This is a genomic window from Pseudomonas sp. B1(2018) (assembly GCF_003097365.1).
Taxonomy (GTDB): domain Bacteria; phylum Pseudomonadota; class Gammaproteobacteria; order Pseudomonadales; family Pseudomonadaceae; genus Aquipseudomonas; species Aquipseudomonas laurylsulfatiphila.
On sequence record NZ_PYUK01000015.1, the window covers coordinates 136,178 to 160,710 of the forward strand.

Here is a 24,533-nt window from a genome sequence, read left to right on the forward strand (position 1 = left end):
CCAGTCGACATGTTTTCAGATTCTTTTTTTTCATGCCTGACTGTTATGGCCAAATCAACCCTCACTGTACCTGCGTCTGCCTAATCACCACCGGTTAGCATAACTTCTTCCCGAAGGACGTATTTTTATGCCGGACACCACTAATCTCTACCTTTTCGTTGTTGCAGCCTTGCTGTTGCTGATAGTGCCTGGCCCTAACATGGCTATCGTCACCAGTCATGCAGTTGCCCACGGCTGGCGCGCGGGTATCGCCGCAGCTCTGGGAATAACCCTGGCCGATGTGCTGATGACCATCATTGTCAGTACGGGGCTTGGCGCACTGGTAATGAGTTGGGCTCCTGCATTTGACCTGCTGCGGTGGGCAGGCGCTTGTTATCTGATGTGGTTGGCTTGGCAAGCATTGAGGGCTCCTCCTGTGGATACAGATGCTCAAGCAACACAGGCTTCGATGCGCAAGATTTTTGTCAGAGCCACGCTCAACAGCCTGTTGAACCCCAAAGCGCTGTTGTTCTTCATGGTATTCCTACCGCAGTTCGTCAGCGTGGGTGCAAGTAGCGTTACCTCACAGTTGATATTCTTGGGATTATTGCTTGCGCTGATCGCACTGATTTTCCATTCCCTGCTCGGATTCTTCAGCGGTCGACTGCATGGTCGTTTCCGCGAGGGCCTATTTTCCAAACGCCTTGGCACTTATAGCTTTGCTGTGGTGATGACGGCTCTGGCAGTACGTTTGCTAATGCTCAACCGGTCGGTTTAAAGGCTCGAAGCACATCAGTTTGGCATAAACTTTCTTGCGGACAGCAGCGGCGAACAACATGACTTAGTTCACGGCTCTTCTTGGTCGAATCATATTCGTCTGGTAGTTTCTCTAGATGTGATTCCAAGTAAGAACACATCTTTGTAAAACTCCCAAGCAAGGAAGCACCTTCATGAAAAAGACTCCTCTTTTCTCCCTTTGCCTGCTCGCAACGGCGATGTTGCTCGGCGCGACTGCCGTGCAGGCGCAGAGTGAGCCGGTGGCTCACGTGGCCGGGCCTGAGGCCGATGTGAAGGTGACCGAAACCTATGTGCGCATGATGGCGCGCGAAGCCTATTTCTGGGGTTGGCCGATGGCCAATATCTATAACCGGCGTCTGAAGTTCAAGGATCTGCCGCAAGCCGGCCTGATGGGCGGCATCGTGCCCGTGGCGCCGATCAATCATCTGTCGATGCTCACCGATTACATCTCGCCGGGTGAACGCCTGGTGGCCTGCCCGAACCAGGACGTGGTCTACGGCGCCGGCAGCATCGCGCTGGATCTGGAGCCGGTGGTCTTGCAGGTACCGGATTTCGGCGACCGGTTCTGGGTGTATCAGGTCGTAGACCTGCGCTCCGACAGCTTCGCCGAGCTGGGCAAGATGTACGGCACCAAACCCGGTTTCTACCTGCTGGTCGGCCCGGACTGGAACGGTAAGGTGCCTGAGGGCATCACCCAGGTTTTCCGCGCCAAGACCAACACCGGTTTCGTGATTCCACGGGTGTTCCAGGACGATACAACCGAGGATCGCAAGGCGATTCAACAGTACTTGTCCGGCATCGATATGTACCCGGTGTCCAAGTACGACGGCAAGCTCAAGCAGCGTGACTGGAGCAAGTCGCCGAAATTCCCGGCAGAAGCGGCAGGCGCCGAAGAAACCCGCTGGGTGCTCCCGGAAAAATTCTTCGATGAACTGCCGGCACTCCTCAAGGACGCCAAGCCATTGCCCGGCGAAGAAGCACGTTATGCGCAGTTGTCGGTACTGGCACAGATCGCCCAGCGTGATCCGGAGCTGAAAAAGGCCATGATCGACGAGGCGCAAAAGTCTGATGTCGAAGTGGTCAAGCCGCTGTTGCAGTTCCGCAACTATGGCAAGCAGTTGCCCAATCACTGGAGCACCATCGACAACGGCGCAGCGTTCGGCACCGACTACTTCCTGCGCACGGCGGTGGCCCGCTCGAACATCTTCGTCAACAAGCAGATCGAGACCAAGTACTTCTACCAGGACCTGGATCAGTCCGGCACGCGCCTCAATGGCGGCCAGCGCTACAGCGTGACCTTCCCTAAAGATGCCTTGCCGCCGGTCAAGGGTTTCTGGTCGCTGACTTTGTATAACGAACAGCACTTCTTCGCGGATAACCCGCTGGGCCGTTATTCCCTGGGCACCAAGAACAAATCACTCAAGCCCAATGCCGATGGCTCGCTGACGCTGTACGTGCAGAGCGAATCCCCGGGTGCCGACAAGGAAAGCAACTGGCTGCCCGCGCCCAAGGGCGCCGACTTCTCCCTCTACGTACGCGCCTATTGGCCTGAAGCCGCCGCGATGAACGGCCAGTGGACGCCGCCGGCGGTGGTCAAGCTCAACTGAAAACCATGCCATGTTTTATCTTCAAACTGCGCCACATAAGGACATCCCATGAGCAGCTTGCGTAACACCCTGACCGCCCTGGCAGTGGCGGTCTCCCTGAGCGGCGTCGCCGATGCCGCCACGCGGTACGAAGAGCTGGCCAACCAGCCCTTCGAAAACGGTTTCCCGACCGAGGCCACCGCACGCAGCATGATCGACGAGCTGATTTTCCAGCGTGCCGTGCAGTCGTATCTCTGGTCGTTGCCGGCCATCAACATCTGGTCGATGAAGGAGGCGTCGGAGAAACAATTCGGCGCCGGCTACAACATCCTGCCGACCTGGAAAAAGCGTATCAACGCCAAGACCTTGGTGACCACGCCGAACTCCGACCTGGTCTACGCCATGAGCTATCTGGACCTGGCGAAGTACGGTCCGCTGGTGGTCGAAGCACCGCCCGGCGTGCAGGGCATGTTCGACGATTTCTTCCAGCGGCCGATTGTCGGTCCGACCATCGATGGCAAGACCTGGCGCGGCGACGTCGGCCTGGCCGGCCCCGACAAGGGCAAGGGCGGCACCTATGTACTGTTGCCGCCGGGCTACACCGGCCCGGAGCCCACCGAAGGTTTCGTCTACCGCTCGCGGACCAACAACGTGTTCCTGTTCTGGCGCACCTTCTTCAAGGACCCGAAAGACCTGAGCGTGCCGGTGGCCGAAGTCGAGCGCACCAAGATCTATCCGTTGGGCAAGAAGGATTCGGCGCTGCCGATGCAGTTCCCCGATGCCACCGGTGCACCGATCAACATGCTGTTCCCCGAGGACGGCCGTTACTTCGACCTGCTGTCGCGCTTCATTGAAGCCGAAGCGGTCGACCCGGCGGACATGGACATGCGCGGTTTCCTGCATACCATCGGCATCGAAAAGGGCAAGGCCTTCGCCCCGGATGCACAGCGGCGCAAGCTGCTGGATGACGCAGCGCGCACCGCGTTCAAGATGAGCAAGGTGGTCACCAGTCATCTGCTGATGAAAGAGCCGGGCGGCCTGTACTACACGGATCGCCAGTACGTGAACACCTTCGCCGGGGAAAACACCGAGTTCCAGTCCAGCGGCACGTTCACCAACCTCGAACAGCGTGTGGCGTTCTTCACATCGGCCTACTCGGACAGCCCGGGCATGGTGATGAACATGGTCGGCGCCGGTGCCAAGTATCCCGCCACCACCCGCGATGCCGACGGCAAGTTCCTCGACGGCGCCCACACCTACAAGCTCAACCTGCCCGCCAATGTGCCGGCGGCGTTGTTCTGGTCGGTGACGGCCTACGACAACCTGACCGCCTCGGGCCTGGACAATGGCCAGCCGTTCCCCTCGCTCAACCAGATGGACAAACCGGCGCAGAACAGCGATGGCTCGACCGACCTCTACTTCGGCCCCGAATCACCGGGTACGGGCAAGAACTGGATTCGTACCGTACCGGGCAAAGGCTTCCTGGTGATCGTGCGTTTGTATGGTCCCAAGCAAGCGTTTTTCGACCAGAGCTGGAAGCCCAGTGATTTGATCAAACAGTAACGATGAACTGCCTTGCCCCGTTGTGAAGCGGGGCAGGGCGAACGGCTGGCGCTTGGAGTGTCTACGGCTGCGCCAGATCTTGCAGACCTGAACGATGCACGGAATGGCTTGAGCGCTGACATCCACGCCGCCACAGGTCCAGGCGCCTGGCGCCACTTCCTCAACCAGTGTCCAGCACAGGCTGCGTTGACGTGGATCGTTGCCGATTTGCTCGACCGAGAGGGCCACTTTCATCCCGAATGGTGATCCTCGACCCGCCGCTGGTGACGGCGGGCGCTGCGTCAGGTCAGAGCGATCTGATGTTGCAGCTGCTGCGACAGGTCCTGCGGCAGGGGCCAGGCAGTCAGTAAAGGCCTGTTGCGCTATCAGGTTCGCATACCGGAACCTGGTGCGCGCTGACCATGTTGTAGTTGAGCATGAAGCCGACGCCGCCCTCGGACTCCATCACTTCAGCCATCCAGCCAATAGGGTTGATGAACAATGAGTTGTCGTGGTTCAGCACTCCGACAGCCGCAGTGGTCTCATCAAAATCCCAAACGACATCGCCCCAGTGCCAGCCTTGCCCTTTTACGTATTGGCTGCCGAGCAACGCTCCAAGCGCAAATATGTCGCCCTCGGGCAGCGTTGTGCCACTCGCTTTGCAATTACGCACCCGCTCCGTAATCGCCGCAACCACATCAGCCGAAGCATGATCCTGAGTAAGGCTCAGTAAGTCGAGCCCCTGTTGGCTCAACACTTTGATCTCCTCTGCCAACTCGGCAGTCACCTTGCTAATTTCAGCCATTTTCATTCCTTCGTTTAAAAAACTGCGTCCAGATTCAATATTGGCACAACGTATTGGTTTTGGCTTGTCAGCCTCTTTAGCCTCATCAGCGGATACTGAGTACTCAAAGGGTTGCAAGGTGTCATGCATCGCGGTCCGGTTCGTGCATCGAACGTGCGAGCATTGAACCTTCATTGGAAAAAGTGATCGCACATCGACTACGATCTGTCTCTGCGGTTCAAGGAAGAACAGGTTCATGAAGTCACGCCAGGGAAAAGGAACGCATTGATGATTGTCGGAATCGACTTGGGTACCACCAACAGCCTGGTGGCTGTCTGGCATAACGGCGTTAGTGTTCTGGTTCCTAACGCACTGGGTCAGGTGCTGACCCCATCGGTGGTGGGACTGGACGATGAAGGCCGCATTCTGGTCGGCCAAGCTGCCCGCGAGCGCTTGCACACCCATTCCACCATGACCGCCGCCTTGTTCAAGCGCTATATGGGCAGTGCACACGCCGTGCAATTGGGTACGAAGTCGTTGCGCCCTGAAGAACTGTCGGCGCTGGTACTCAGGAGCCTGAAGGAAGACGTCGAGCGTGCCTACGGCGAACCGGTGACCGAGGCGGTCATCAGCGTCCCCGCGTACTTCAGTGATGCGCAGCGCAAGGCAACCCGTATCGCTGGCGAACTGGCCGGACTGAAAGTCGACAAGCTCATCAACGAACCGACCGCTGCCGCACTGGCCTACGGTTTGCCTCAGCACGGCAAGGAAACCACGTTCCTGGTCTTCGACCTGGGCGGCGGCACCTTCGATGTGTCAGTCCTGGAACTGTTCGACGGTGTCATGGAGGTACGGGCCAGCGCTGGCGACAACTATCTGGGCGGTGAGGATTTCGACCAGGTGCTGGTCGAGCGTTTTATCCAGACCCAGCGCGACCAGCCAGGATTTGCACCGACACAATCCATTGCCCACGCGCTGCGCCGCGAAGCCGAGCGAGTCCGCCAGGCGCTGGGACAGGAAACGGCGAGCGAATTTGTTTTGCGGGTGGACGGGCAGCAATGGAAGCATGTGTTTTCACAGGACGAGATGGCCACATTGTTCGCGCCCTTGCTCGAACGCCTGCGCCATCCGATTGAGCGCGCCCTGCGCGATGCCAGAATCCGTATCAACGAGCTCGATGAAGTGCTGCTGGTGGGTGGCACCACACGCATGCCGCTGGTGCGCAAGCTGGCCGCGGGGCTGTTTGGCCGCTTCCCGTCCATCCACGTCAACCCTGACGAAGCCGTGGCTCACGGCGCAGCCATTCAAGCCGCGCTGAAGTCCCGCAGTGCCGCCCTGGAAGAGGTGGTGTTGACCGACGTCTGCTCCTACACCCTGGGTATTTCAACCTCGGTATGGGTGGGCCAACACTATGAGGAAGGGCACTACCTGCCGATCATTGAGCGCAACAGTACGGTCCCCGTAAGCAGGGTAAAGACCGTGTGTACCGTCCATGAACTGCAGGAAAGCGTACTGGTGAAGATCTACCAGGGTGAGAGTCGTCTGGTGCATGACAACATCGCCTTGGGTGAACTGGAGATTCCGGTCCCGGTGAATACCGGTGGCGTTGTCGAACTGGACGTGCGCTTCACCTACGACATCAACGGCATTCTTGAGTGTCAGGTGCGCATTCCCATGACCGGTGAACAGCATGCACTGGTCATCGAAAACAACCCGGGTGTGCTCAGCAGCGAAGACATTGCCGAGCGCCTGCAAGCGCTGGCCGAGCTCAAGGTGCATCCCCGCGAACAGCAGATCAACACGGTGCTGATCGCCCGCCTGGAGCGTTTGTACCAAGAAAGCCTGGGCGAGCTTCGTGAGCAGATCGCTCATTGGGCCAACCTGTTTCAACAAGCACTGGCAAGCCAGGACGAGCGCCTGATTCGCCAGGCTCGCCATGATCTGAGCGGGCGCATCAGCCTGCTCGAAACCGGTGCCGGATACTGAGCCATGGCGTCTGATTTCGATTGCTGGGAGGTCCTCGACCTACCCGCCCGATCCGACGAGCGCAGCATCAAGCGCCAATACGCCAAACTGCTAAAGGTCACGCGTCCGGACGAGGATCCCGGCGCCTTCCAGCAACTGCGTGAAGCCTATGAGCAAGCCTTGCACATCCTGCGCGAGGGCTGGAGCGAGGTTGATCGGGATGCCGCTGACTCTACAGATCGGCCCACTGCAGAGAACCGGACACACCCGGGTCTGAAGCCCACGCGGTCCCTGCATGAGCAGGCCGTCGGGCTACTGGGCGGATTTGAAGACCGGGCGGTTGATCAATACTGGAACGAGGCATCGACCAGAGGCTGCAACGCCGAGTTCGAACGCCTGCTGTTCCAACGTTGCGTGAACGACCCTGAAGCGCATTGGCACCTTCTGACATGGGGCATCGAACAGCGCCAATGGCTGACGCCCTGGCAGCGGATCCCCGCCAGTGAATTTGAGCAGCATTGTCTTGCCCGCGCCCTGACGGCAGCGCTATACCGCAAGCTCGACCAGCAGTTGGCAACCGGTGAGGAACAGAACTTCTTCGACTGCCTGGAACACCACAGCCAACAAGCCTGGCTTGGTGATTTCGCACGTCGTCAGGCATTGCAGGTGCATGTCCTGAATCTGTTCCTGAATACCGAAGACTGGTCACCGCTGCTGTTTCAACGGGTGTGTCGATTGTTTGCCTGGGATGTTGAAGCGGCGGTGGTGCCCATTGCCCAGGACCAGTGGCAAGCGCTGCACAGGCGCTGCGAGCAGCAAACCTGGCTCGGCGAACTGCGTTCCTTGATGCAGCAACGTCAGCAACACCCCAGTGCGCGCGCCAATGCCGCTACGCTGTTCCTGCTGTCGACCCAACCGGTGCAGCAGGCGGAGCTGGCCACAGGTTTCGTTGAGGCTGACTGGCAGGCCTGCGAACAACTGGCAGAGACCTTTGCCACGCGTTTCCCCGACCTGCTGGGGATGTTCCCCAACCATGATCCTTGGTTCTGGAAGACCCTCATCGGTCACAAGGACCCGCCCCATGGCGTGAAACGTGCAGCCTGCGTCTTGACCCTGACCCTTGCACTGAACAACCTGCCAGGCTCCGGACTCATGGTGACGCTGCTTATGCTGCCACTCTATGCACTGGGTGGTGTGTTGGCGGCACAGGTCGGCAAATGGCTGCTCAGCCATTGGACCACCTTGACGCAATCGCTGCATGACCTCGACCAGCTTGCCAGTGAATGGTGTGTACGACACAAACTGACCGCGGATCGCCGTTACCTGGTGATCCGCAATGGCGGCCCGTTGCTGGCACTTGCCATTGTGATCTGGAACTGGCTTGGGGTGCTGGGGCTGGCGACTTATTTGGTCAACGGGGCGATCGGCCTGCTGCAGCCCGCCAGTGCAGTCCCGGCGGACCGCCAGTACCGTTGGCGAAGGCCACTGCAGGCGACCTATCGGATTGCCGGGCTCAGTTGGCTGCAATGGGTGTTTTGCGTATCGATGGTGATTGTCATTGGCTACGTGCAACTGCGCATGCCCGGCACCCTGCTCACTCAAGGTCGATTGCGCTAAATATCGTGCAGTCAATTCATCAAATCAGGGGAAATGGAATGTTCGAAAACATCAACGTCATAGGCGAGCCCAGGGTGCTGTCGACAGACGCCGAAGTCGATCAAGCGCAACATGCGCTGGGTAGTCGATTTCCCACCGGTTACCGTGAATACGTGACGCAATTTGGCGAAGGCATTCTCGGTGGTGTGTACATCCGGATATACCCGCCACATCAGATACTGCACGGTGAAAACAGTCAGGCTAACTGGCTGGATCGCATTAACCAATACTGGTTCTGGGATGATGACAAAGAGCTCATGCCCAAGGAAAAGGCCCTGCAGTGCATCATCATTGGTGATACCTACGACGGTGACGAACTCATTATTCACCCCGAGGATCCTGAGCGCATTTATGTGTTGCCGCGACACAGCGAAGCCGCGCTGGTTGCCGGCCACGGGCTGGTGGAAGCGATTGAATGGCTGTGCAGTTCGAACGTTCTGACGGAGTCCTTTACCGCGCGGGATTTCGAACCGTTTGACAGCCGAGTCGAAGCCTCTTGATGCATCACAGGCCTCGGTAAACGAATCGCAGGAAAACCGTATGGATCACCGGTTGAAGGTGTTTGAAAGTTTTGTAGCCCAGTTCAATACGTGGCCAGGCTCCCTTGGCCACCTGAAATTCAACCAGACCCCAGCCAATGTTTCTGCCATCGCAGAAGTCCCGAAAAGCGGCGTAATGCGCGATTATTTCGAACGGATAGACTTCTCTGCTCGACCGATGATCGGCGCGGACTTCAGCTTGCAGCTTTACGGCCCCCAGAACCTGGCAAAAGCGCAACAAGGCTGGCATACCACGGAAAAGGAAGATCCGGCATGGGGATGGAAAGACAGCTTTACGGTCTTTGCCGATCGAAATGGCGATGTGCTGGTTTTTGATCGCTGCGATGAGCATTCACCGATCTTCGGCTCGATTCAGAAAAGGTCGTTCAAGGTAGCGACAGACATCCTGGCGTTGATGGGTGCCTTGCAGGCGGGCATCGCCGTGCAAGTGCAGGAATTCAACGACGAAACAATCGATGAAGAGCAAAACTACAAGCCCGCCTTCCTGCACAGAGTCAGGGAAGTTGTGGGCACCGTTGCAGGTGCAGACGTGAACGGATTCATGAAGTTCTTTTTTGAATGAGTATGCTAAAAATCTTTCATCTGGTGCATCCGAATGAACGTGCGTTACACAGAAAAAAACCCACCTGCAGACGTTGAAAAGATCACCTGCACAGCGCAGCAGCTATCCATCAACCCAGATTCATGGATAACCAGATTCTGGTGGTCCTGCGACGGTGCAATGATCGAAGACCTCGTAAAAATTTATTCGACGGATGAAATAGCCGAGCGTCAACAGACATACGAAATAGCCGAGTACTTTCCAGGATATCTGTTGATCGGTGATGACTCGGGCGGCCGGCTGATACTGGTGGACAGATCTGCGATAGAACGTTTTTATCTGCTGGACTCGGGATGCCCATCCATCACGGATGGGCTGGCCTTTTCATCCATGGATGCCCTGATCAAGGAAGTTGTGGGCTAGTCCCGCCCATCACCGGCGCCGGACGACATCATTGAGCAGCCCGTCATGAGGACCCTATGAAGACTTACAGCATCCGCGAAGTTCTACAGCAGATCGAGCACATGCCCAATGCCTGGTTCTACTTGCCCAATACCGGGTGGACGCTGGACACACTTGGCGCGTTCTCACTGGACAGTCGGGACTTCCCCGCCAACTCGAATGAACACCTGCCACCACAGGTGCACAATGAAGGCTGGGTCGAAACTCTGGAAACGGCCATGATCGAGGATGTTATTTCCAACACGAACCAACAACGGGTCCAAGCCACACTGGATGATTACTTCATGGCGTTTAAATACTATTACCAGAACGATGCGTTCATCGTGCTCAAGCCTGGCGACGCCTCATGACCCCTACAGCGAGACGCCCGATGTTGACCCTGAGTAGCGAACGTCTTCAACGAGAGATTCAGGCAGCGTCCCTCAAGGCAATCGAACAATTTCGCAAGGACTTCCCGAACGCCGAGGTCTGCGGATTCGCGTTGTATTCAGACGCCGATGCGCGAAGCCTGGCGCCGGCCTTTAATACCAAAGACCACCTGACACGTTTGCAGGCTGAAAACCCCGATGACCGCCAGTACTTCAAGTGGTCTCCCGCCGAGTGGAGCCACGAAGCCTTTGGCGGACACTTCTTCGCGGACCTGTCGAAAACGCTGTGGAGCATGACCGACGCAAGCTCCCGGGAAAATTTCGAGCAGCATCGCAGTCAGGTTTTCGCGTTATGTGTGGCAGCCATGCAAAAGCTCACAGGCTCGACTTTCGAGCACGCCGTCCATGTATTTTCAGTTTCTGACTTTGAAAACGCACCTGAGGAAATCGCCTGGATCTGTGCGTTGAACACCCCTGAGCAGGCCGGCGAATTCAAGTCCTGGCTGGAGCAACACTCGCACGGGTGATGTATCGATGTAGATAAAAGGCAGTTTGAACCATAACCACAATTCACAATCTGACTGTTGTTACCCCATTGCCCTCAAGTTCAAGGAAGAATACGTCGAGTACGCTAACGCTTCCAGCTCAGGGCATGGCTTTGGATCAAGGACCTTCCAATGAATCTGCCACAGTTCACCTACCACCCGGACCCTGTTTCCAGCGGCTCGGTACAACCCTCCACAAACACCTGCATCAGCTGCGACCAGGCTCGCGGCTACATCTATGTGGGGCCGGTATACGCCGTCGAAGATTACGAAGCCTGCATCTGTCCCTGGTGCATTGCCGATGGGAGCGCTCACCAACGGCTCGGCGCAACCTTTATCGATGAAGACAGCATTGGTCTGGACGCTGAAGAAGAACTTGATGAAGCGCTGGTCACTGAGTTGAGCCAGCGCACACCCGGTTTTAATGGCTGGCAGCAGGAACGATGGTTTACCCATTGCAATGACGCAGGCGAGTTCATCGGCAGGGCAGGCCATACCGAGCTGCTTGCACTAGGGGTAGAAGCAATGACTGCCGTACAGGACGCGACGGGGCTGGAGGAAGGGCCTCAATGGCACAGGTTCTTCAGTGCACTGGACAAGGACCACGGCCCTACAGCCTACCTCTTCAGATGCCGCCATTGCTCTACGTTGGGTGCCTATCAAGACAACCATTGAACGAAAAACCAAGCGTATTGAGTCAGATCTCACCGCTATAGCAAGGACGACTGTCATGTCCCTCGTAGATACCTACCTTGCCGGTCTACGCCATGTGTTGCCGGCTGAAAACCTCGATCAACTGAAACTGGCACATGGCGCTTCGGCGACAGACTTGCAGCAGCTCACAGAGCATTATCCGCTGTGCCCGGCAAGCCTGCTGCAACTGCTCAGCCAGATCGACGGCACACACTTCAGGGATTACCACGACGGCACCGTCATGGTCCTGATGCTCGGCTCGGATGTGTTCGAGTACCCCTATTACCTCAGGTCCGTACGGCAGATACTTGAGGGCGCCCACGCTCACACCCGGAGCATTGCGCAGATATATGAGGGCTACCTGGATCAGGAACCCGACCTGATCGACCCGCTTATCGACAGCACATTGCCCATGAACAAACGGCTGTGCTTCTCCCACTGCATGAACAATGGGGGAACCTCAAGACTGTATATCGACTTCAACCCAGCGCCCGGTGGAACGGTGGGTCAGGTCATGCGATTTCTGCACGACCCTGACAGCTACAAAGTCATTGCGCAAAGCTTCGATTACTACCTGCAACAGCTGATCGATGACCACTACTCGTTTATCTACGAGGATGAATAACGTCAGCGTTGGTCGATTGCTGCCCATCACTGCAGATCGCAATCGGCCATAAGCAGGCATTCATACAACGTCCGCGTTTTCCTGATTGCCAGGATGGGAGAGGGGAACGGTGTAGCTCATCATCATTCCTGGCAGACGACTCATCCTTTGTTTTGTGCGCATCAATTATTTATCCGTACTCAGTCCGTTTGGATTGGTTTCCAGGTCAGGACTTCTCAACGAGTAAGGCCTTGAAGGCGGGTATGCAATTGTCTCCCTGCAGACTCTTCGACTCTAACGTTATCATTACCGGAAAATCGTCAAATGCGAGGAAGAAGTACTCGTTGTCTATCAGCACCTCCCAAATACGCACGTCAGCACCGTCAGACTTGCTGATGACCGATCCCCCAAGTAGTCCAAGAATAAACTCTGCATACTCAGGAAAAGACTCCCAATCGACACTCGATGTCAGGTTCAGGCATGATCGGCCGGCGTGCATTTTTTCAATAGTCAGTTCGCTTGGGACTATTTTGTTTTTCATCAGAATCTATCTCCGCCACCTGCTCTTGTTCGCACGTGCAGGCCGCCTCGTTCCCAGACGAGCGTCTTGGAGATCCTGGCGTTCAGTACCATTGCATACCTCCTGCTGCCCCGGCGTCCTGGTGACCCTTGGATGAAAAGCCGTCTATGCCTGGCCTTGGCTTGACCGACCCTGCCAATCGCGCAGCCATTGCATGCCCTTGGAGGTGTCGCCGCGTGGCCGGTACTCGCAACCGACCCAACCGGTGTACCCCAGTTGATCGATCAGCTCGAACAGGTAGGGATAGTTCAGCTCGTTGTTCATGTCCGGTTCGTGGCGATCCGGCACGCCCGCGATCTGGATATGGCCGATGCCGGCGATGTCCCGTCGCAGCTTCGTCGCCACGTCACCCTCGACGATCTGGCAATGGTAGACGTCGAACTGGACTTTGAGGTTGGCCTGGCCGACCGCTTTGCAGATGGCCTGGGCCTGATGTTGGTGGTTGAGGAAAAACCCCGGCATGTCGCGGGTGTTGATCGGCTCCAGCAATACGGTGATGCCAGCCTTGGCGGCTTGTGTCGCTGCGTGGTTGAGGTTTTCCAGGTAGGTTTGCTGGTGCCTGGCGCGATCCGCTTCGTTGGCCAGCAGCCCGGCCATGACATGGATGCGGTCGTTGCCCAGTACCGCGGCATATTCAAGGGCCTGGTCGAAACCGGCGCGGAACTCCGACTCACGGCCTGGCAAGGACACAGTGCCTTTTTCGCCGGCCGCGATATTGCCAGGCGGTGCGTTGAACAGGGCCTGGACCAGGCCATTGTCGTCGAGCCGCTGTTTCAATTGCTGTGGGCTGTAGTCGTAGGGAAACATGTATTCCACTGCCTGAAAACCATCGGCGGCGGCTGCGGCGAAACGGTCGAGAAAGTCATGTTCGGGATAGAGCATGCTGAGGTTGGCAGCGAAACGAGGCATGAAGACTCCTGCGGTCAAAAAATCGATCTGTGGGTTACCACTGCACACCAAAGGCTTCGTGCAATTCATCCAGCGCCACCTGGGGCAACGGAGCCGGTCTTGGATTGCTCATCAGCCACAGGCGTGCGGTTTCTTCCAGTTCTTCCAGGGCATAGCTGGCTTTGGACACCGAGCTTTCCCAGACCACCGGGCCCAGGCGTTCAAGCATCACGCCGCGCACGCGGTTGGCCAGTTGCGCCACACGTTCGGCCACCTTCGGTGAGCCGGGACGCTCATAGGCAATCAGCGGGATGTGCCCGACCTTCATCACCTGATAGGGCGTCAGCGGTGGCAGGATGTCATCCTCGTGCCAGACACCGGCCAGCGTCAATGCCACCAGGTGGGTCGAGTGGGTGTGCACTACGCCTCCAACCCCCGGGTTGCGATCGTAGACCTGACGGTGCAGGGCCAGGGTCTTTGACGGTTTGTCGCCGCTGACCCATTCTCCTGCCAGGCTGACCTTGGCAATCGCGGCCGGGTCGAGACGCCCCAGGCACGCGTCCGTGGGCGTGATCAGCCAGCCGTCCTCCAGCCGGGCGCTGATGTTGCCGGCGCTGCCCACCGTGTAGCCACGGGCATACAACGAAGCGCCGACCTCACAGATCTCTTCGCGCAGGGCGTTTTCGTTGCTCATGCCGGTACTCCTGCCAGTTGCTTGAGGGCTTTGTCGAAGAAATCCGCGCCGCCGAAATTGCCCGACTTGAGCGCCAGGGCCAGCGGTTCTCCGGGCATACTGACGCAAGCGGGTACACCCGGGTCGATTTGTGCGCCGATCTGCAACAACTGGATGTTCAGCGCCTGGACCACGGCCCCGGAGGTTTCCCCTCCGGCGACCACGAAGCGCCGGACACCTGCCTCGCGTAGCCTGCCGGCGATCCGGCCCATAGCCTGCTCGACCAGATGCCCGGCGCGCTCGGTGCCTAACTCACGTTGCACCGCCTTGACCTCATCCGGGGTACTGGTGGCATAGATCAGCACTGTTTGCCCATGGTCAGCGGCGAAGGCCAGCGCCTCATCGATGACCGGTTGTCCCGCCGCCAGGGCCAGGGGGTCGACACGAAAGGCCGGGCGACCTGCCTGCAGCCAGTTGGCTACCTGGCCATTGGTGGCCTGCGAAGCGCTGCCCGCGAGCACCACTTCACCGCCTTCGACCGCAGGCAGTTGTGCGGCGTCCAGGTCGCGCAATTTGCCGGCGCGTCGAAAGTTGTCCGGCAAGCCCAGCGCCAGTCCGGAACCGCCGGTGAGCAGCGCCAGGTCGGCGCAGGCTTCGCCCAGCACATGGAGATCGGCATCGGACAAGGCATCGGCGACGGCCATGCGCACCCCGTCGGCGCGAAGCTGCGCGATGCGCGCTCGAACGCGCTCGACGCCCCCGGACACGCTGTCATGGCGCAGCAGGCCGACCTTGCCCCGGGTCTGCGCTTGCAGCACGCGAACCAGATTCGCGTCCGTCATCGGCGTCAGCGGGTGATGTTGCATGCCCGACTCACTGAGCAATTGGTCCTGTACGAACAAATGCCCGCGAAAGACCGTGCGACCGTTTTCCGGGAAAGCCGGACAGGCGAGGGTGAAATCACTGTCCAGTGCCTCGAGCAAGGCGTCGCTGACCTGGCCGATGTTGCCGGTCGGGGTCGAGTCGAAGGTCGAGCAGTATTTGAAGAAAATCTGTTCGCAGCCACGCTCGCGCAGCCAGCGCAACGCTTCGAGCGATTCCTTCACGGCATCGGCGGCCGGCACGGTCCGCGACTTCAGGGCGATGACGATAGCGTCGGCGTCCAGTTGACCGGTGACATCGCCGGCGGGTATGCCGATGCTTTGCACGGTGCGCATGCCGCCGCGCACCAGCATGTTGGCAAGATCGGTGGCGCCGGTGAAATCGTCGGCGATGCAGCCCAGCAGCGGTCGGGCAGGGGCATTCAACATGTTGAACTCCTCAAACGGGTTTAGCCGGGCAGGTACTCATGGATGAACTGCTCGATCACATCGGTGAAATCCTCGTCCGCGGTGAAGCCCAGGTCCCGGGAATAGGTGGCGCAAAAGGCGCCTGGCCAAGAGCCGACGATGCGCTCGATCGGCGGATTGCGTTCCATGCGGATGCGCCCAGCCACTTCTGCGCCGGCGGTCTGGCGCAGGGCGTCGATCATGCGTTCGACGGTGATCGACAGGCCTGGCATGTTGATCACTCGACCCTGGGTCAGTTGCTCGCCGGACAGTTCATGACCATGGATCAGGTTGGCAATCGCCTGCGCGGGCGACATCAGCCAGAGCCGGGTATCGAGCGGTACCGGGCAGACGCTGGCTTGGCCGTTGAGTGGCTCGCGGATGATGCCGCTGGCGAAGCTGGAAGCGGCGAGGTTGGGCTTGCCCGGGCGCACCACGATGGTCGGCATGCGCAGGCTGCGTCCATCGACGAAGGCGCGCCGGCTGTAGTCGGCGAGCAGCAGGTCGTTCATGGCCTTTTGCGTGCCATAGGAACTCTGCGGCGCCCAGACCTGATCATCGCGGACACGTTCCGGCAACTGCCCGCCGAACACCGCGACCGAGCTGGTCATCACCCATTTCGGGCAGGTACCGAGCCGGCGAACGCGTTCGAGCATGTTCTGGGTGGCGGTGAAATTGATGCGCATGCCCAGTTCGAAGTCGCCTTCGGCCTGGCTGGAAACCACCGCCGCCAGATGGAAGATGCTGTCGGTGTTGGCATCGATCAGGCGGTCCAGCACTTCAGGGTTGGCGATATCGCCACACACCACTTTTACTCGGGGATCATCGATCCCCGTGAGTTCGACCATGTCGAAGGCGACGATTTGCCCGATGGGCCGGGACTGGCCAGTACGGTCGGTGAGCGAGCCACGCAGCAACAGCGCTTCGATCAGGCGGCGGCCAAGGAAGCCGGCTGCACCGGTCACGAGAATATTCATGAGTTACTCCAAACGTCAGCGGTTGACGAGTTTTCCGGGAATTCTGAAGACCAGCAGGGCGCCGAGGAACAATGCGCTTGCCATCACATACATGCCGATCGTGGTGCTGTGGGTGGCGTCCTTGAGGAAACCCATCAGGTACGGCGAGACGAAGCCCGCCAAGTTGCCCCAGGAGTTGATCAGGGCAATGCCGGCTGCCGCTGCCGTGCCGCCGAGGAAGGCGGTCGGCAGGCTCCAGAACAAGGGCAGGGTGCTCATGGCCCCCATCGAGCCCAGGGTCAGGCCGATCATGGAAACCGTGAAGTTGTCGCTCCAGGTCGCGGAGATGAACAGGCCGATACCACCGAGCACGGCGGTCAGCGCCAGGTGCCAGCGCCGCTCGCGCAGCCGGTCGGCGCTACGCGAAACCAGGATCATGGTCATTGCCGCCGCGGCGTAAGGGATGGCGGTGAGCATGCCGACCTGCAAGACATCGCTGACGCCGGCCTGGCGGATAAGGGTCGGCAACCAGAACCCGACGGTATAGAAACCGGCGATCATGCAGAAGTAGATGGCCGTCAGCAGCCAGATGCGCGGCTGCAGGAACACCTCTTTGAGGCTGTGTTTCTGGTGGCCGGCGGACTCCGCGTCGATGCGCGTCTGCAGCAGGGTTTTCTCTTCCCGGGTGAGCCAGCCGGCACTGGAGATGCGGTCGCTGAGGCAGAAAATCACCAGGATACCGACGGCGATCGAAGGCAATCCTTCGAGAAAGAACAGCCATTGCCAGCCGGCAAACCCGTGGTCACCGTTGAAGGCGCTCATGATCCAGCCGGACAACGGCGCGCCGATCAAACCGGACAGCGGCACGGCGGTGGCGAACAGGGCGTACATCTTGCCGCGACGATGGGTCGGGAACCAGTAGGACAGATAGAGGATGACGCCCGGGTAGAACCCGGCTTCGGCGATCCCCAGCAGGAAGCGCATGATGTAGAAGGACATTGGCGTACTCACCAGTGCCATGGCCGAGGAGATGATTCCCCAGGTGATCATGATGCGTGCGATCCACAACCGCGCGCCGACGCGATGCAGGATCAGGTTGCTGGGAATTTCCACGAGGAAGTAGGCAATGAAGAAAATCCCTGCGCCAAGGCCGTAGACGGCTTCGGAAAATTGCAGATCGTCGGACATCTGCAGTTTGGCGAAACCGACGTTCACCCGGTCCAGATAGGCGACCAGGTAACACAGCAACAGCAGCGGCAGGATACGCCACGCCACTTTGCGATACGCCAGATCCTCGAAGCGATCGGCGGGCACGGCGGCACCGGTTTGAATCACTGATTCAGTCATGTGTTTCCCCCATCCTTATTTTTGTAGTGGGTGACTTTGTTTTTGTCGGATTACATGATGTGGCGTTTTTTATCATAATACGTCATACGAATTCAACGGCTAAATCGAGGGAGGACGGCGGGTCTAAAATGCAGTACCGTTCACCGATTTGAGCCCAGAGATGCCTATGCCCATTCCTGACAAATCTTCCTGTAGCACCGATGCGCTGGGTGTCCTGAAGGACTCCGCCAAGGGCACGCTGTCCGATCAGGTGACGGCGGCCCTCAAGGCCTATATCGCCAGCGGCGAAGCGCTGCCGGGCGATCGCCTGCCCACCGAGCCCGTACTCTCGGAACGTTTCGGCGTCAGCCGCACAGTCATCCGCGAGGCGATCTCGCGCCTGAAGTCAGCCGGTCTGGTGGAGGTTCGCCAGGGCAGCGGTACCGTGGTCAGCGAAGGTGCGCACATCAAGGCGTTCACGATCGACCTGGATGTCGGCGGCTCGATCGAGGCGGTATTGAGGGTCACCGAATTACGCCGTGGCATCGAAGGCGAGGCGGCGGCATTGGCAGCCCAGCGGCATTCACCTGCGCAGCTGGAGGCCATCCACCAGGCGCTGAAGGCCATTGACGCAGCCGAGCAGGCGGGTCGCGATGGGGTAGAGGAAGACCTGGGGTTCCATCACTCCATTTCCAGGGCTACCGGCAATCCGCTGTACCCGTCATTGCACGAGTTCATCGCGCAATTCATCAAAGAGGCGATCCGCATCACGCGCTCCAACGAGGAGCGCCGCCGGGATCTGGCCAAGACCGTGCGGGCCGAACACTTCGCGGTGTACTCGGCCATTGCCGCGCGTGACCCCGAAGGCGCGCGGCATGCGGCGCTCAATCACATCAATAACGCAGTCGAGCGGCTCAAGAGCGCCGATCCCTCCTTCTGGAAGAACCCGGGAACGAGAAGTTCCTAGTCTGCGCACCTCTCAGTCGAGATGGCTGCCCACCACCTCGACTATCCGCTGAGCAATCTGCACGGCGTGGGTCTCCAGCGCGAAGTGGCCGGTATCGAGCATCTCGACCACCGCATTGGGGTTGTCACGCTTGTAGGCCTCGGCACCTGGCGGAATGAAAAACGGATCGCCCTTGCCCCAGATCGCCAGCGTCGGCACTTGGGCATCGCGCAAGAATTGCTGAAACGCCGGGTACAGCTTCAGGTTGTTCCGATAGTCATAAAACAGATCGAGCTGGATGTCCTTGTTGCCGGGTCGTTCCAGCAATAGCGCGTCCAGGTGATAACCCTCGGGTGCAATGAGATCGGGGTTGCTCACGCCTTCCACATACTGCCAGCGCGTGCCTTCCAGGTGCAGGATGGCATCGTTTATCACCTGGCGATTGGCGGGCGACGGCTCGTCCCAGTACTGGCGAATCGGCGCCCAGGCATCCCCCAGACCTTCGAGATAGGCATTGCCGTTCTGCGAAACGATCGCGCTGACCCGCTCCGGGTACGCCAGCGCCAGGCGCAGGCCGACCGGCGCCCCATAGTCGAAGAAGTACATCGCATAACGCTTGAGGCCCAGCGCATCGACGAACTGGCGGATCGTCTCGCCGAGGGCATCGAAGGTGTAGACGTAGTGGCGTTCGGCGGGCACCTCGGTGAAACCGAAACCGGGCAGATCCGGCGCAATCAGGCGGTATTTGTCGGCGAGCCGCGGGATCAGGTCCCGGAATTGGTGCGACGAGCTGGGAAAGCCGTGCAGCAGCAAGAGTACGGGAGCGTCGGCAGCACCGGCCTCGCGGTAGAAAACCCTGATGCCGTCGGCTTCGACGAATTTGCAGGCAGCGGTGGTGAGCGGGAGCGTGGTCATGACGGATGTCCATTGTAACTTGTTAAAGTTTTTTATACGGGTTACCTGTTTTTATTTTGCACGGACTTTGTAACTGGTCAAATAATTTTTGTAGGTTACAATTCGTGCATCGATTCCCGGGAGATTTCCATGACTGACGCCGTCGCCACGCCTGACTTGCCCGTACCGCTGGTGCTGGCCGACCATCCGGCGCTGGACCTGCTGAACACCCGAATGGTGGTCGACGGCCAGCGGCGCGACCTGCTCAATAGCGATGCCGACGCGGTGCGCTGGCTGGAGCAGATCGGTTTCGGTCTGGCGACGGAGGTGGCGGAGGGTGACGGGCAGTTGCTTGCCCGCTTGCGCAAGCTGCGCGACTGCATCGAGCGCCTGCTCGCCGCCCGTCGAGAGAACCGCGTGGCGGATCCGGCAGTGCTCAATGCCTTTCTGCTGCGGGTCGTGCCGCAACTGGTGTGGGAGGAGGCGGGTGCGCCGGTGCTGGATCGCTTGCACCAGGGCGATGCCGGCCACCAGCGTCTGGGCAGGCTCGCTTACGCCGCCGCGGAGTTGCTGGCCGAAGGCGATTGCAGCCTGGTACGCAAATGCGAAAGCGCCGAATGTTCACTGATGTTTTACGACCGCACCAAATCGCACAAACGACGCTGGTGCAGCATGGCGCTCTGCGGAAACCGGCATAAGGTCGCCGAATTCCGCAAGCGACGTCAGAGTGTCGCGGACTGAAGGCCATGAGGCTGCGTGGTATTGGCAGGGCGGCACCCGATCAGCCTGAACCACAGTCATCCGATCTTTCATCGCGCGTTGCTGCCTGTGAAGACCCCTCGTCGAAGGGTGCACGTTGAAATTTCCTGCCGCCATCACGCTCATCCATGGCGGTTTGTGCGAAAACCCGCTCGTTTGCCCGGGGTATTTGCACGAATCTGCACTGCTGTCGCTCGTATCATTTCACTCGGTAAAAACGCTGAGCATTTGCGATGACAAAAAACACGACCCTGTGGGACATCAGTCCACCCTTGAGTAGCGAAACACCGACCTGGCCGGGGGACACGCCTTTTCTGGAGGAGCGTGTCTGGACCTACGGTCCCGAATGCCCGGTGAATGTCGGACGCATCACCCTGTCACCGCACACCGGTGCCCACGTCGATGCGCCGCTGCATTACAGCGCTGACGGCGCGGCGATTGGCGCAGTCGCGTTGGATGTGTATATCGGGCCTTGTCGCGTTTTGCATTGTCTGGACAGCGGCGACCTGGTGCGGCCCGGGCAACTGGAAGGGCGTTTGCACGATGTGCCCGAGCGCGTGCTGCTGCGGACCTATCGCCAGGCACCGCTGGCTGCCTGGGACCCGGCGTTCACGGCCGTTGCCAGGGAAACCGTCGATTTGTTGGCCAGCCTGGGTGTGAGGTTGATCGGCATCGATACGCCGTCACTGGACCCGCAGCAATCCAAGACGATGGATTCGCACCGTGCCGTGGCCCGTCACGGCATGGCCATTCTTGAGGGGGTCGTGCTCGATGACGTGCCGGAAGGGGATTACGAGCTGATCGCGTTACCGCTACGTTTTGCCAACCTCGACGCCAGCCCGGTCCGGGCGATTTTGCGGCCGTTGAGTACTCAACAACGCGAGTGACCCGTTCGGGCGCCGGAACCAGGCGCCGGTTCCGGTGGCCGGTGTCAGGCGTTACTCTCGGTGAATTTTTCGTAGTACAGCTGCACGCTGTCCAGTGCCTGTGCCTGCAGCCAGGTCTTGATCGACTCCACCATCGGCGGCGGCCCGCAGACGTACATGTCGACCGGGCCATCGCGCAGTTCGGCGACGTCGAAGTGTTCGGCGATGTAGCCGCGCTTGCCGGTCCAGTGCGGTGACGGTTCGCTGACCACCTCGGTGTATCGCAGCCCCGGGAGGCGTTGCGCATACGCCTGGATGCGCGCCTGTTCGCACAGGTCGGCCGCATCGCGCACGCCGTAGTACAGATGCACGGGTTGCTCGCAGCCGCGCTCGGCCAGTTCGTCGAGCATGCCCAGCAAGGCAGACAGTCCGGTGCCGCCAGCCACCAGGATCAGTGGCCGGGCGACGTGGCGCAGATAAAAAGCCCCCAGCGGTGCCTCCAGAACGATGGGGTCACCCACCTGACAGCGGTCGCGGATGTAGTTGCTCATCACGCCATCGGGCAGCAGGCGAATCAGGAACTGCAGCCGATTGCTGACGCCCGGCCGGTTGGCGAAGGAGTAGGAACGCTTGTTCTCGGTCCCCGGAATCTGCAGCCGGGCGTACTGCCCGGGCAGGTAATCCAGCGACTGGCCCATATCGCCCAGATCCAGATGCAGGATCGCCGTGCTGGCCGACACCTGTTTGACCTCGGTGACCGTTGCCGTGAGTTGATCGGGGCCGGCGGCGTTGCACAGGCTGGAAGCGAAGTCGAAATAGAACGTTGCGTCGGATTTGACCCGGGTCTGGCAGGTGAGCATTTTGCGTTGTTGCAGGTCCTGGCTGGAGAGGGCTTCCTCATCCACATAGTCCTGGCTGTAATCGCCCGACTCGCAGCGCCCCTGGCAGGTTCCGCAGACGCCTTCGCGGCAGTCCAGGGGGATGTTGATGCCATTGCGCAGGGCGGCGTCGAGCAGGATCTCATTGGCCTGCACAGGGAAGAACAGCGTTTTGCCGTCGGCAAAGCTGAACGCGACTTTATGGTTCATGCCCGGTCTCCCTGGGTTCAGAGGTGATAGAAGTCGAGTACCGAATTGATGGTGTCGTTGAGCAGCAACACATGCTTGCGAACGATCAGCCAGCTATCGGCGTGGGGCTTGAGGCGATAGGTCGCGCGGCCGAAAAACTGCTCGGCCGTGGCCAGGCGGTAATACAGGGTGTGCCAGTTCAGCTGCACTTGCAGTTCATCGTTTTCCAGGGGGGCGATCCGCACGTTGCTGATCTGATGCAGGGTGCGCGGCATCGGCGTCGAGGACGCGGACTTGCCCGTGCGCAGGCGGAACACGCGGTCCTCCAGGCCTGAACGGTTGGGGTAGTAGATCAGCGACATTTCGCGTTTGGGGTCGCGGGTGTAGACGTGTTCGGAGTCCCATTGCGGCAAGTGGAACTCGCTGTGCTCGGCGAACAGCTGGACATAGGCATCCCAGTCCTGGGCGTCGCACAGTTCGGATTTGCGATAGAAAAACTGTTCGATCCGGTACTGCAGTTGCGCATTCATCATTGCACCTCACGGAGTTTCAGGGATTTGGCGTCCAGGCCGTCGAGCAGGAATTTCTGCCAGTTGCTGTGCTGGTTGACGTAAAGCCCTTCATGGGTGAACTCGGTGCCGGTCATGGCCGGGGCAATGCCGATCGCTTCGCTGTTGGGCGTGGCGCCGCTGGCCCAGCGGTGACTGCCGCGGGAGATATCGCTCCAGCGTTCCAGGCGCGCCTGGAAGCCACGCTGGGCTTCACGGAATTCCACCAGGTCATCCGGCGTGCCCAGACCCGAGACGTTGAAGAAATCCTCGAACTGGCGAATGCGGTTTTCGCGGTCGGCGTCCGACTCGTTCTTGACCCCCAGGCACTGGCTGATGATTTCAGTCTTGTTCCACGCCACCGGACGGATGATGCGCAATTGCGAGCTGATCTGATCGAGGAAAAACAGGCTCGGGTAGATGTTCAGGTTGCGCAGGCGATGCATCATCCACTCGGCCTTTTGCTGGCCATGTTCTTCGATCAGTCGCGGCATGATCGTCGCGTAGCCGGAGCGTACCGAAGGATTGGGCATGTCGCTGAACAGCAGGCTGTGACCGTTGTTGAACGCGAACCAGCCATCATCGGTATTGGCGTCGCCGGCGCCGAGCTTGCTGTAGTCGAGGGTGCTGCTGGCGGCGTTGCCGTTTTCGCTGTTGACCTGCTGGCGATGCTGCACCGTGGCGACATAGTTGTAGTGGACGGTGCTGACGTGATAACCGTCGAGGCCGTTTTCGTTTTGCAGCTTCCAGTTGCCGTCGTAGGTGTAGGCCGACTTGCCGGGCAGCACCTCCAGCTCACCGGTCGGCGACTGGGCAACCATCATGTCGAAGAACACTTTGGCATCGCCGAGGAAGTCTTCCAGGCTGTTGTCGGCGTGCACATCCAGGCTGATGAAGACGAAACCCTTGTAGCTCTGGATGCGGGCTTTTTTCAGGCCGCGTGTGGCTTTGTCGAAGCCTTCCGGATACTCGCCCGGTGCCTTGACCTTGACCAGGCGGCCATCGCTTTTGTAGCACCAGGCATGGAACGGGCAGGTGAAGGTCGATTGATTGCCCTTGCCCACGCGGGTCAGCGTCGTGCCGCGATGCTGGCAGGCATTGATCAGTGCATTGAGCCGACCCTCACCGTCGCGGGTAATGATCATCGGCTGGCGGCCGGCGCGCAGGGTCACGAAGTCGTGATTGTTGGCCAGTTCGCTTTCGTGGCAGGCGTAGATCCAGTTCTTCTCGAAGATCAGTTCCATCTCCAGATCGAACAGCTGCGGCTCGGTGAACATCTCCCGGGCGATGCGGAATACACCTTCTGCGGGACGGAAGTCCAGGCAGCTTTCGATAAACGTTTTCCATTGCTCGACGTTTCTTTCGCCACTCATGGTGTGCACCTTTTTTTATTCGGCTAATCGGTGCGCTCATTAGAGAAGCGGGGCGGGTGATGGTCTATCCGATAAGTTGGCGAAGGCAGTCCGTAAAATTGGGGGCCAGGTAACAGTCGGTTGGGCAGCGATGACACAAATCCGCCACCAGGTGATAAACGGCTGCACCTGATGGCGCCAATCAGATACTGTTTTGCACGACGTCGAGTGCGGATCGAGGGCTTTTGCGGCTTCGCCAGCCATGTC

At 59.3% G+C, this 24,533-nt stretch carries 26 protein-coding genes and 1 pseudogene; 15 read left to right on the top strand and 12 right to left on the bottom strand.

Features of this window, described 5'->3' with window-relative positions; all coding sequences use genetic code 11:
* Window positions 1-127: 127 nt before the first annotated feature.
* The 3 genes from C9422_RS22495 (at window position 128) to C9422_RS22505 (ending at window position 3,926) form a co-directional block, all read left to right on the top strand.
* A complete protein-coding gene (locus C9422_RS22495; protein WP_116582200.1) occupies window positions 128-757 on the top strand; it encodes a LysE family translocator in 630 nt (209 codons plus the stop codon).
* A 172-nt stretch (window positions 758-929) separates the two neighbouring features.
* The gene (locus tag C9422_RS22500) at window positions 930-2,384 is read left to right on the top strand and encodes a DUF1254 domain-containing protein (protein WP_116582201.1); all 1,455 of its coding nucleotides are present in this window, start codon (window positions 930-932) and stop codon (window positions 2,382-2,384) included.
* A 48-nt stretch (window positions 2,385-2,432) separates the two neighbouring features.
* A complete protein-coding gene (locus C9422_RS22505; RefSeq protein ID WP_102699896.1) occupies window positions 2,433-3,926 on the top strand; it encodes a DUF1254 domain-containing protein in 1,494 nt (497 codons plus the stop codon).
* A gap of 343 nt (window positions 3,927-4,269) precedes the next feature.
* On the opposite strand, the gene C9422_RS32640 is transcribed toward C9422_RS22505, so the two are convergent.
* Window positions 4,270-4,947, bottom strand: a complete 678-nt coding sequence (locus C9422_RS32640; RefSeq protein WP_256590017.1) for a hypothetical protein — start codon at window positions 4,945-4,947, stop codon at window positions 4,270-4,272.
* A 30-nt stretch (window positions 4,948-4,977) separates the two neighbouring features.
* Here C9422_RS32640 and C9422_RS22520 point away from each other — a divergent pair, with 30 nt between their 5' ends.
* The 9 genes from C9422_RS22520 (at window position 4,978) to C9422_RS22560 (ending at window position 12,104) form a co-directional block, all read left to right on the top strand.
* Complete coding sequence (locus tag C9422_RS22520) at window positions 4,978-6,675, top strand: molecular chaperone HscC (RefSeq protein ID WP_116582202.1); 1,698 nt, start codon at window positions 4,978-4,980, stop codon at window positions 6,673-6,675.
* Window positions 6,676-6,678: 3 nt separating this feature from the next.
* Entirely contained in the window at window positions 6,679-8,271 is a 1,593-nt protein-coding gene (locus tag C9422_RS22525) for a J domain-containing protein (RefSeq protein WP_116582203.1), read from the top strand.
* 38 nt (window positions 8,272-8,309) lie between these two features.
* Complete coding sequence (locus C9422_RS22530) at window positions 8,310-8,810, top strand: SMI1/KNR4 family protein (protein WP_116582204.1); 501 nt, start codon at window positions 8,310-8,312, stop codon at window positions 8,808-8,810.
* 40 nt (window positions 8,811-8,850) lie between these two features.
* Window positions 8,851-9,432 (top strand): hypothetical protein, encoded by a 582-nt coding sequence (locus tag C9422_RS22535; protein ID WP_116582205.1) that lies wholly within the window; start codon window positions 8,851-8,853, stop codon window positions 9,430-9,432.
* 33 nt (window positions 9,433-9,465) lie between these two features.
* The gene (locus C9422_RS22540; protein WP_116582206.1) at window positions 9,466-9,834 is read left to right on the top strand and encodes a hypothetical protein; all 369 of its coding nucleotides are present in this window, start codon (window positions 9,466-9,468) and stop codon (window positions 9,832-9,834) included.
* 56 nt (window positions 9,835-9,890) lie between these two features.
* Entirely contained in the window at window positions 9,891-10,223 is a 333-nt protein-coding gene (locus tag C9422_RS22545; protein WP_116582207.1) for a hypothetical protein, read from the top strand.
* Window positions 10,224-10,243: 20 nt separating this feature from the next.
* A complete protein-coding gene (locus C9422_RS22550; RefSeq protein ID WP_165824806.1) occupies window positions 10,244-10,768 on the top strand; it encodes a DUF4303 domain-containing protein in 525 nt (174 codons plus the stop codon).
* Between the two features lie 150 nt (window positions 10,769-10,918).
* Entirely contained in the window at window positions 10,919-11,461 is a 543-nt protein-coding gene (locus C9422_RS22555; RefSeq protein ID WP_116582209.1) for a CbrC family protein, read from the top strand.
* Between the two features lie 55 nt (window positions 11,462-11,516).
* A complete protein-coding gene (locus C9422_RS22560) occupies window positions 11,517-12,104 on the top strand; it encodes an SMI1/KNR4 family protein (RefSeq protein WP_102699904.1) in 588 nt (195 codons plus the stop codon).
* Between the two features lie 205 nt (window positions 12,105-12,309).
* On the opposite strand, the gene C9422_RS22565 is transcribed toward C9422_RS22560, so the two are convergent.
* The 7 genes and pseudogenes from C9422_RS22565 to C9422_RS22595 all read right to left on the bottom strand — a co-directional run bounded on the left by C9422_RS22565 (window position 12,310) and on the right by C9422_RS22595 (window position 17,855).
* Window positions 12,310-12,624 (bottom strand): DUF3630 family protein, encoded by a 315-nt coding sequence (locus tag C9422_RS22565; RefSeq protein WP_102699905.1) that lies wholly within the window; start codon window positions 12,622-12,624, stop codon window positions 12,310-12,312.
* Window positions 12,625-12,653: 29 nt separating this feature from the next.
* Window positions 12,654-12,722 (bottom strand): annotated as a pseudogene (locus C9422_RS32645) (methylmalonyl-CoA epimerase); the annotation flags it as partial.
* 46 nt (window positions 12,723-12,768) lie between these two features.
* Window positions 12,769-13,572 carry a 2-oxo-tetronate isomerase gene (gene otnI / locus C9422_RS22575; RefSeq protein WP_116582210.1) on the bottom strand — a complete coding sequence of 268 codons (804 nt, stop codon included), beginning with the start codon at window positions 13,570-13,572 and terminating at the stop codon, window positions 12,769-12,771.
* A gap of 34 nt (window positions 13,573-13,606) precedes the next feature.
* Window positions 13,607-14,245, bottom strand: a complete 639-nt coding sequence (locus C9422_RS22580; protein ID WP_116582211.1) for an aldolase — start codon at window positions 14,243-14,245, stop codon at window positions 13,607-13,609.
* Window positions 14,242-15,534: a 3-oxo-tetronate kinase gene (otnK, locus tag C9422_RS22585; RefSeq protein ID WP_116582212.1), complete on the bottom strand. Its 1,293-nt coding sequence runs from the start codon at window positions 15,532-15,534 to the stop codon at window positions 14,242-14,244. The genes C9422_RS22580 and otnK overlap by 4 nt, the downstream gene beginning before the upstream one ends.
* 20 nt (window positions 15,535-15,554) lie before the next feature.
* Complete coding sequence (gene denD / locus C9422_RS22590; protein WP_116582213.1) at window positions 15,555-16,529, bottom strand: D-erythronate dehydrogenase; 975 nt, start codon at window positions 16,527-16,529, stop codon at window positions 15,555-15,557.
* Window positions 16,530-16,544: 15 nt separating this feature from the next.
* Window positions 16,545-17,855 carry an MFS transporter gene (locus tag C9422_RS22595; protein ID WP_116582214.1) on the bottom strand — a complete coding sequence of 437 codons (1,311 nt, stop codon included), beginning with the start codon at window positions 17,853-17,855 and terminating at the stop codon, window positions 16,545-16,547.
* Window positions 17,856-18,015: 160 nt separating this feature from the next.
* On the opposite strand from C9422_RS22595, the gene C9422_RS22600 reads away from it, so the two are divergent.
* Complete coding sequence (locus C9422_RS22600) at window positions 18,016-18,801, top strand: FadR/GntR family transcriptional regulator (RefSeq protein ID WP_116582215.1); 786 nt, start codon at window positions 18,016-18,018, stop codon at window positions 18,799-18,801.
* A 12-nt stretch (window positions 18,802-18,813) separates the two neighbouring features.
* Here C9422_RS22600 and C9422_RS22605 read toward each other — a convergent pair whose 3' ends face one another.
* Complete coding sequence (locus tag C9422_RS22605) at window positions 18,814-19,695, bottom strand: alpha/beta fold hydrolase (RefSeq protein ID WP_116582216.1); 882 nt, start codon at window positions 19,693-19,695, stop codon at window positions 18,814-18,816.
* A gap of 129 nt (window positions 19,696-19,824) precedes the next feature.
* On the opposite strand from C9422_RS22605, the gene C9422_RS22610 reads away from it, so the two are divergent.
* Window positions 19,825-20,415 carry an ABATE domain-containing protein gene (locus C9422_RS22610; RefSeq protein WP_116582217.1) on the top strand — a complete coding sequence of 197 codons (591 nt, stop codon included), beginning with the start codon at window positions 19,825-19,827 and terminating at the stop codon, window positions 20,413-20,415.
* Window positions 20,416-20,666: 251 nt separating this feature from the next.
* Entirely contained in the window at window positions 20,667-21,320 is a 654-nt protein-coding gene (gene kynB, locus C9422_RS22615) for an arylformamidase (protein WP_116582218.1), read from the top strand.
* 44 nt (window positions 21,321-21,364) lie between these two features.
* On the opposite strand, the gene antC is transcribed toward kynB, so the two are convergent.
* From antC to antA, 3 genes are read right to left on the bottom strand one after another with little or no spacing between them, the layout of a single operon-like run.
* Window positions 21,365-22,387 (bottom strand): anthranilate 1,2-dioxygenase electron transfer component AntC, encoded by a 1,023-nt coding sequence (antC, locus tag C9422_RS22620; protein ID WP_116582219.1) that lies wholly within the window; start codon window positions 22,385-22,387, stop codon window positions 21,365-21,367.
* A gap of 17 nt (window positions 22,388-22,404) precedes the next feature.
* Entirely contained in the window at window positions 22,405-22,896 is a 492-nt protein-coding gene (antB, locus tag C9422_RS22625; protein WP_007971272.1) for an anthranilate 1,2-dioxygenase small subunit, read from the bottom strand.
* A complete protein-coding gene (gene antA / locus C9422_RS22630; RefSeq protein WP_116582220.1) occupies window positions 22,896-24,287 on the bottom strand; it encodes an anthranilate 1,2-dioxygenase large subunit in 1,392 nt (463 codons plus the stop codon). Before antA ends, antB begins: the two co-directional genes overlap by 1 nt.
* Between the last annotated feature and the right edge of the window lie 246 nt (window positions 24,288-24,533).

Bases quoted from the DNA above. Each gene is read 5' to 3' on its own strand.
- C9422_RS22530 (WP_116582204.1), top strand. From the start codon at position 8,310: ATGTTCGAAAACATCAACGTCATAGGCGAGCCCAGGGTGCTGTCGACA.
- C9422_RS22580 (WP_116582211.1), bottom strand. From the start codon at position 14,245: ATGAGCAACGAAAACGCCCTGCGCGAAGAGATCTGTGAGGTCGGCGCT.
- C9422_RS32640 (WP_256590017.1), bottom strand. From the start codon at position 4,947: ATGAACCTGTTCTTCCTTGAACCGCAGAGACAGATCGTAGTCGATGTG.
- antA (WP_116582220.1), bottom strand. From the start codon at position 24,287: ATGAGTGGCGAAAGAAACGTCGAGCAATGGAAAACGTTTATCGAAAGC.
- C9422_RS22610 (WP_116582217.1), top strand. From the start codon at position 19,825: ATGACTGACGCCGTCGCCACGCCTGACTTGCCCGTACCGCTGGTGCTG.
- C9422_RS22545 (WP_116582207.1), top strand. From the start codon at position 9,891: ATGAAGACTTACAGCATCCGCGAAGTTCTACAGCAGATCGAGCACATG.
- kynB (WP_116582218.1), top strand. From the start codon at position 20,667: ATGACAAAAAACACGACCCTGTGGGACATCAGTCCACCCTTGAGTAGC.
- otnK (WP_116582212.1), bottom strand. From the start codon at position 15,534: ATGTTGAATGCCCCTGCCCGACCGCTGCTGGGCTGCATCGCCGACGAT.
- C9422_RS22565 (WP_102699905.1), bottom strand. From the start codon at position 12,624: ATGAAAAACAAAATAGTCCCAAGCGAACTGACTATTGAAAAAATGCAC.
- C9422_RS22540 (WP_116582206.1), top strand. From the start codon at position 9,466: ATGAACGTGCGTTACACAGAAAAAAACCCACCTGCAGACGTTGAAAAG.
- C9422_RS22495 (WP_116582200.1), top strand. From the start codon at position 128: ATGCCGGACACCACTAATCTCTACCTTTTCGTTGTTGCAGCCTTGCTG.
- otnI (WP_116582210.1), bottom strand. From the start codon at position 13,572: ATGCCTCGTTTCGCTGCCAACCTCAGCATGCTCTATCCCGAACATGAC.
- C9422_RS22500 (WP_116582201.1), top strand. From the start codon at position 930: ATGAAAAAGACTCCTCTTTTCTCCCTTTGCCTGCTCGCAACGGCGATG.
- C9422_RS22600 (WP_116582215.1), top strand. From the start codon at position 18,016: ATGCCTATGCCCATTCCTGACAAATCTTCCTGTAGCACCGATGCGCTG.
- C9422_RS22535 (WP_116582205.1), top strand. From the start codon at position 8,851: ATGGATCACCGGTTGAAGGTGTTTGAAAGTTTTGTAGCCCAGTTCAAT.
- denD (WP_116582213.1), bottom strand. From the start codon at position 16,529: ATGAATATTCTCGTGACCGGTGCAGCCGGCTTCCTTGGCCGCCGCCTG.
- C9422_RS22560 (WP_102699904.1), top strand. From the start codon at position 11,517: ATGTCCCTCGTAGATACCTACCTTGCCGGTCTACGCCATGTGTTGCCG.
- C9422_RS22605 (WP_116582216.1), bottom strand. From the start codon at position 19,695: ATGACCACGCTCCCGCTCACCACCGCTGCCTGCAAATTCGTCGAAGCC.
- C9422_RS22505 (WP_102699896.1), top strand. From the start codon at position 2,433: ATGAGCAGCTTGCGTAACACCCTGACCGCCCTGGCAGTGGCGGTCTCC.
- C9422_RS22525 (WP_116582203.1), top strand. From the start codon at position 6,679: ATGGCGTCTGATTTCGATTGCTGGGAGGTCCTCGACCTACCCGCCCGA.
- antC (WP_116582219.1), bottom strand. From the start codon at position 22,387: ATGAACCATAAAGTCGCGTTCAGCTTTGCCGACGGCAAAACGCTGTTC.
- C9422_RS22520 (WP_116582202.1), top strand. From the start codon at position 4,978: ATGATTGTCGGAATCGACTTGGGTACCACCAACAGCCTGGTGGCTGTC.
- C9422_RS22555 (WP_116582209.1), top strand. From the start codon at position 10,919: ATGAATCTGCCACAGTTCACCTACCACCCGGACCCTGTTTCCAGCGGC.
- antB (WP_007971272.1), bottom strand. From the start codon at position 22,896: ATGAATGCGCAACTGCAGTACCGGATCGAACAGTTTTTCTATCGCAAA.
- C9422_RS22550 (WP_165824806.1), top strand. From the start codon at position 10,244: ATGTTGACCCTGAGTAGCGAACGTCTTCAACGAGAGATTCAGGCAGCG.
- C9422_RS22595 (WP_116582214.1), bottom strand. From the start codon at position 17,855: ATGACTGAATCAGTGATTCAAACCGGTGCCGCCGTGCCCGCCGATCGC.